We start from the raw sequence: 4,050 nt of genomic DNA, 5'->3' as shown, positions 1-4,050 counted from the left end.
CGGCCAAGACCCGTCGCAGCACCTTGCCCGTGGCATTGCGTGGCAGCTCGTCGATGAACACCACATCCCGGGGGACCTTGTAGCGCGCCAAGTTGTTCTTGACATAGAGCTTGATCTCCTCAACGTCCTGCGGTGCGCCGGGCTGAGAAACAATGAAGGCACGCAACCGCTTTCCGAACTCAGAGTCGTCGACACCGATCACGGCCGCATCGCACACATCGTCGCGCTCGACAAGTAGGTTCTCGACCTCCTGCGGGAAGACGTTCTCTCCGCCGGAAACGATCATGTCGTCGTCGCGCCCGTCGACGAACAGCCACCCGTTCTCGTCGAAGTGGCCCATGTCGCCGCTGGACATGTAGCCGTCGATGATCTGCTTGTGCCGGCCGTCGGTGTAACCCTCGAATGGCGCCGCGTTGCGGACGAAGATCCGGCCCCGCTTGTTGGTGCCGTAGACACGACGGTCGTTCTCGTCGAACAACACCACTTCGCACGTCACCGGCGAGCGGCCCGCGGTTCCGGGAGCCTTGCGCAGTTCGTCCGGTGTGGCGATGGTTGCGATCCCGCACTCGGTGGAGCCGTACATGTTGTAGAGCACATCCCCGAACGTGTCCTGGACGCGGTTGGACAGCTCGGGGGTCAGCGCAGATCCGGCGATCGCGATCGCCTTCAGCGTCGACGTGTCGTACTTGGCGATGACGTCGGGAGCGAGTTCGACCATGCGGTGCAGCATCGTCGGGACTGCCACCAACATGTCCGCCTTGTGGTCGGCAATGAGCTTGAGTGTGCCTTCGGCATTGAACCGCCGGCTAGTGACAATCTTGTTTCCCAACGCTGCCCCGACTAAGAAGGTCGCCAGGCCGGTGCTGTGAAAAATCGGCGAGACGATGACCATGGTCCCCTTGCGCGGGTAGGGAACTCGGTCGATCAACTGCACCGTCGCGAACGGTGAGACCTTGGCACGCCCGGCGCCCTTCGGCAGCCCAGTCGTGCCGCTGGTGAGGACGACGACCTTGCCGGGTTTGCTCGGCGAGGGCAATGGCGCGGTGCCGTTCGCGGCGATGATGCCGTCGATCGTCAGCATGTCGTCGGGCGGGTGGGTGCCTTCGTCCACCCAGGTCAATACCCTCGGCAGCCCGGCCGGCAGCGCGTCGAGCAAGCCCAGGAATTCGCTGTCGTGGAGTACGACCTTGACGTCTTCGCGCTCACACACCTGCGCAAACTGCGGTTTGGCGAAGCCGGTGTTCATCAATACCAGCCGGGCGCCGAGCTTTCCGCACGCGGCCATCGCGATGACGAGTCCGCGATGGTCACGGCAGAGCAGGCCCACGACGGAGCCTTCGTCGACGCCCAGCTTGTTGAGCCCGCGCGCGAGAGCGGTCGACATGTCGTCCACCTGCTTGTACGTCAACGTCCCGCGCTCGTCCACGACGGCGGGCAGCGACGGGAATTTGCGACCGCCCTGGATCGCCATCGTCGCCTGCGGTGTGTAGACGCGCGAATTCTTCACGGTCTGCAGCGTCACGCCGAGGTTGGCGAGGTCGAGGATGCCGGTATCGTGCAATCGCTTTACAGCTTTCGCCATCTCCGCGGAGCGACTCAGCTTCTGCCGAATTCCGCCCAGTGCCTTGGCCATCGGGTCTCCTCAGCGCCAGTTTCGAGTCAGATTAGCAATGTCTTGGTCATGGTTGCCGCGCTGGTTCGGTGCTCCTAGTCGTGGCGAGACGTTTCGGGTTACCCGGGCCGTGGCAGGGTACCGCCACGGCTGTGTCGTCAATTCGACTGGGGCGGACGGTAAATCGTTTCGGCGAGCATACCCGGTTTGGGCCGAAACACCCGCGGCGCCAGCGATCTTCGCCAACGCTGGCGCAACTAATGCGACTACAGATCACCAACATCAAGCGGATTCGGACGCCCTGGGCTTAGCAGGAGGCTCAAGCGGAGCTCGGAATGTAGATCCCTTGTCCCTGGACGAGCTTTTCGAACGTGTCATATGCCATCCAAATGAATCCCTTGTCACCCCATTTTCTGCCCCAGCTATTTTGAATGTGCACCGCGCCTTTTGAATTCTCGTAGTGGTCGTCGTAGCCCACGATGAGCATGGCGTGGGCAACGCTAGCCGCGGCGGGCCTGCAACGCAGGGTTCTTGCCCATTGTTGCGCGTGCGACAACTGAGTCAGGGGGCGACGGTAAAACCGTGCGGCAACCTCGGCCGGTCGTGATCAGCGTCTTCTGATCATGCCAGTTCGTCGCGCACCTGACCGACGCCAGCCAGGTCGTACGCCACAGCATCGAATGCGCGCAGCGCGTCCATCATGTGCGGCTCGTGCGAGTCCGGCTGAGTGGATAACTTGGCGGCGACCACCTCCGCGGCGCGGTTGATGTAGATCATCTGGCCGCACATGCCCTGGCACAACACGACGTTGTTGCCCGGGTACGGGAACCACATCTGGTTGCGGTACATCCCGCCGGGCATTTCGTTGTCGTCAGGGCAGGCGGCGAACGCCTCACGCGAGTCGGGACCACCGTCGAGAGTGTCGGCGATCCACGCGGGCGGCACCACCTGCTGGCCGGTCAACGAGACACCGTCGCGCAGGAGCAGCGACCCGAACCGGATCATGTCGGTAAGGCAGGCGCTGATGCCGCCGTCGAAAAACCCTGTGCCGTCCGCGTCTACGCCGATCGTGGCGTCGCATTGGGCGCCGATGCGGCTCCACAGCAGTTCCGACATCAGTTCAGGCATCCGCTGGCCGCCGGCGACCTCGCAGATCCAGCCCAGGACATCGGTCTCACACGAGCGATATTGAAACGGTCCGCCGTGCGGCGACTTCCGTCGCAAGGTCAGCAGAAAGTCGCACAGCGTGGCCGGAGCATCTGGACGGGATTCAGGCGCCCACCCCATCGCCTGGTCGAGGACATGTATCTCCGCGGCGGGATCGCTGTAATTTTCCGAAAAAGCGATACCCGACCGCATGTCCAGCAGGTGGCGCACCGTCGCCCCGGCGTAGCCGCAATTCGCCAGGGCGGGAACGTATCTCGTGACCGGCGCGTCCAGCTCGACCGCACCGGCCCCGTGCAGCACGCCGACGACGGCTGCCACCAGCGACTTGCTCACCGAGAACAGCAGGTGCCGGGTCTGGGCGCTCAGGTCATCAAGGTAGTCCTCGGCCACCATCGCATCGCGGTGGGCGACGGCCCACCCGTCGGTAGCGGTGGCGGCCATCACCGCCCCGACGGTGGTGGCCGCCCCGTCGGAGGTGGTCATCGGGATCTCGGCCACCGGGGCACTAGCTGTGGGCAAGGCCGCGACCGGCCCGGTTCCGCGCCAGATCACCGCGGTCGGCACGAAGTCTTCGACGTGCTGGAATGACCAATGCGCGTATGGAGCCGCCAGCCAGTTGCCCAGTGAGATACCAGCCGGGACACTCACGCTCGTGCGACGAGCCGCGAGACGATCGGCGCGGCCGGCGTCAGGGGCGTGGAGGTGAACTTCGCCTTCATGCCGTTGACCCAGCGCCGGCAGCGCTCGCTGAGCTGGTAGTCGTCGGTCTGCAGGTGTGAGCGGGTGACGAGCACGCCGAGTTGGGCGCCCTCGGACCGTAAGTCGCCCGGCGCCGCGACACGCATGTAAAAGGCCTCCGACCCGTCTAGCAACGTGGCCCAGTCGTTGGCGGACCGTGCAAAGGAGACACGACCGTCGTCGTCGATGCGCCACACACCGGTGCGTGGTGTCGCGGTGAAGATCTCGATATCCGACGAGGTCTCGGTGAGTATCACCTGGCCCCAAACCTCGTCTTCGCCATAGCCTCGCTCCCAGCGCGCGTTGATCTCGTCGATGTCGAGCTCGTACTCGACGTCCATGTACTCGAGCAGGTGAAAGAGAAACAGTGGCATGTCGGCGTAGGCCTCGGTGGTCAGGTTCGTCATCGGGCTGGCGCCACTCAGGCGCGGATTCACCTCACCGAGGTAGAGCTCGTCGGAGTCGAGGTCATGCAGAAGGTCCACCTCGAAGTAACCGCGGTAACCCTCGCGGCGCATGACGTCGCCCAGCCT

General features: G+C 64.2%; 3 protein-coding genes and 1 pseudogene. All 4 read right to left on the bottom strand.

Annotation, left to right across the window (positions count from 1 at the left end; translation table 11 throughout):
* The coding region (locus VML93_RS09355) for an acyl-CoA synthetase (RefSeq protein WP_325609925.1) at positions 1 to 1,633 on the bottom strand (1,633 nt) is incomplete at its 3' end.
* Positions 1,634 to 1,931: 298 nt separating this feature from the next.
* The gene (locus tag VML93_RS38530; protein ID WP_414686313.1) at positions 1,932 to 2,168 is read right to left on the bottom strand and encodes a C1 family peptidase; all 237 of its coding nucleotides are present in this window, start codon (positions 2,166 to 2,168) and stop codon (positions 1,932 to 1,934) included.
* A gap of 65 nt (positions 2,169 to 2,233) precedes the next feature.
* Positions 2,234 to 3,427, bottom strand: coding sequence for a serine hydrolase (locus VML93_RS09350; RefSeq protein WP_325609923.1), 1,194 nt, complete (start codon positions 3,425 to 3,427; stop codon positions 2,234 to 2,236).
* Positions 3,424 to 4,050 (bottom strand): annotated as a pseudogene (locus VML93_RS09345) (hypothetical protein); the annotation flags it as partial. The gene VML93_RS09350 and the pseudogene VML93_RS09345, both read right to left, overlap by 4 nt.

Source organism: Mycobacterium sp. (assembly GCF_035499775.1).
GTDB lineage: Bacteria > Actinomycetota > Actinomycetes > Mycobacteriales > Mycobacteriaceae > Mycobacterium.
Note: the sequence above shows the minus strand (reverse complement) of the source record. Positions and strands in the feature narration are given on the sequence as shown.